2 protein-coding genes are annotated in these 2,385 nt (G+C 56.4%); both read right to left on the bottom strand.

Translation table 11 applies throughout. The features are described from left to right. Window positions 1-403: 403 nt before the first annotated feature. Complete coding sequence (locus ASE31_RS16005; protein WP_157412519.1) at window positions 404-982, bottom strand: hypothetical protein; 579 nt, start codon at window positions 980-982, stop codon at window positions 404-406. Window positions 983-1,215: 233 nt separating this feature from the next. Next, on the bottom strand, window positions 1,216-1,653 hold the full coding sequence (locus tag ASE31_RS31685) for a hypothetical protein (protein ID WP_157412518.1): 438 nt from the start codon (window positions 1,651-1,653) through the stop codon (window positions 1,216-1,218). Window positions 1,654-2,385: the final 732 nt, after the last annotated feature.

Raw genomic sequence — 2,385 nt, 5'->3', positions numbered from 1 at the left:
CGAGCAATGGTTGAAGTACCCCCCGAAATTCGTCTATCGACGTTTTCACACAACCTCGGCCCAAAGCCGTCATTGAGGACGCCCAAAAGCAGACATCCGCTACTTCCCCCGCGTCACTATCCTTGGGGTTCCGTCCAGCGCTTGTGCAAGGCGAGACTCCGATGACGAGTTCGTTGTTCGTACTGCCGTCCTCGACCGATTGTTTCAAGCCTCGTCGCGATTTCAGAGTTGATCGGTGCGCCTTGTTCGATCCAACCTATCGCAAGCGCGGGCCAATGGCCAGTCGGCCAGTTCAATGCACCTAGAAGAATCTCGCTTGCAGGCATCGAACCGAAATACGACGAGTAGGACGACTCCAGCGCCGGCAGGAAAGCTCTGAAGTCGGAATCGGAGGGCATGGCGATTAAGACCGCTTCTCTTCAAGCAGGTGGAGGTGTTCATCGGCGACCTGCAGCTCGTACAAGCTCCAACCTTCCTCTTCAATGAACTGCAACTGGCACGCCGGGTCTTCCGTGAACGATACGCGAATGACGTGCTCAAGCAGCGTCTCACCAGTTGCCGACAGGCTCTCCAGGACTCGTTGTATTGCGGCTTGAAGACGGGAATTCGCCAACTCACAAGCCACAGAAGGCCTGAAAGCGTCGCCGTAGGCAAGCCACTCGTTCATCGAACACAGGAAATATCCAGCGTCATATGGCGGCTTCGCTTGAACAACAAAATCCAACCCTACTTCAGCGTACGGAACGAACCTGACGAGGTCGCGCAGTGCTGCATCTGCACGCAGCACTCGCTTGACACTCTCGCGAAGCGAAACCCACTTCGCAGCGGACACATCCTTGTCGAAATGGAAGGCATTGCTCATGCCCCAGTTGAGTGTGGATTGAAGTCGTTCGGGCGTCTTGAACTGATGAAGCGTGCCCATGCGGCACGCAAAAGCCCGTTGCAGCTGCCACTCTGAAGCAAGTTCGACAAATTTGCGCATGAATCTCGACGGTCCTCGTGCCGGGTACTCGCTCAAATGGATGGCAACACTTTACCTCCTAGAGAAGTCATAGGAGCCGCTTTGTCCACCTCGCAACCTGCCTGTCGCTTTCACACAGTCAAGGCGACCGGACGCATACAACTGTCCGCTCCTGACCGATGGAAGCCATCGTATCAGCGGCAGCCACGGGCCCAAAGCGGGCTTTGAGCGAGGCTAGGCCAGGTTCTCCACCGCTAACCCTCTTGCTTACGCTCCAGGCGGACCACCTGTGGCTCCAGCGCGTCCATGAACATATAGCAACGGCCAAAGAGGGCGGCCTTTCCATGGTCATCGAACACGTTCTGCCCCGAAGATGTGATAAGTACCTCGTCCGTTGCCAACGCCTCAAGGTGCCGGCTCTGGATTTCGTCCCAATGCGCATCGATGACATCTCTTAGAACCACGGTGACGACGTCGTTGCTGTACTGATTGAGAATGTTTCTATCCTTCATCGCCAGCGGGTTCATATCGGGATGCGCATGGAAAACCCGTGATAGCGCGGCCAAGGCATGAGCTTCCGCTTCCGCATCTGACAGGCCATCGGGCAACACGGAAAGAGTTCCATGGTGAAAAACCGCGAAATCTCTTGTGCCGTTCGTGTACTTACGAGCGCTTCGAACTAGCTCGTCCATGGGCTGACCAAACGACGGTCGCCATTTCGGCACAGGTGGAAAGGTTCGGGCTCCGACGTCAGCCCGTCTGTCCGTCGCGCCTGCCGCTTGCCCGCCGCGCTTCGCTGCAGCGGCGGCACTTAGATTGAGGAGCCAACGTAAAGGATTCATCAAAATTTGGGGTTCGCCGAGTGACGGCTTCTGGCCGATTGCCGCAGTTCTACTGACTGGTTTCTACACCGATGGCTCGCAAGCGTAACGAAACCTCGGCCATTGCCTGCGGACGCCCAACAAAACGAGCTAGAAAATTTGTGCGCCATCGCTGCCACTTGACTTGCACACATTGGACGGCGTGTGATGACGCATTAGGATCGTCGTCAAACCCGAACTCAAAGCCGCAGCTACACATTTCGAACGACGCGGCACCATTATCGAAATATGGGGCCGTCGAAAGTTCACTGCTTCCGCATATGGGGCAGCCCCACAGCCCCGACTCTGCTTGATACAGCGTCGCCAAACTTCCATCGCGCAACGTTACTTTATGCGTTTGCATGCAACCTAGGTTCCCTTCGAACGACTGCTTCTGGCCGAGGCTGTGTGGAAACACTCAACGAGCATACGGCCCAGCCCCGTCCCGCCGCACTGAGCCACATTTTCCACCAGCGCTGTTGCAAAGCCGTTTCAGGAGCACCTGGAGCCTTTTGACGCCTTCCTGAAGCCTTTCTCGGCCTGTACAAAGGCCTCACGCCTTCG

The organism is Acidovorax sp. Root217 (genome assembly GCF_001428645.1).
Taxonomy (GTDB): Bacteria; Pseudomonadota; Gammaproteobacteria; order Burkholderiales; family Burkholderiaceae_C; genus Acidovorax.
This window is presented reverse-complemented; position numbering and strand designations above follow the sequence as displayed.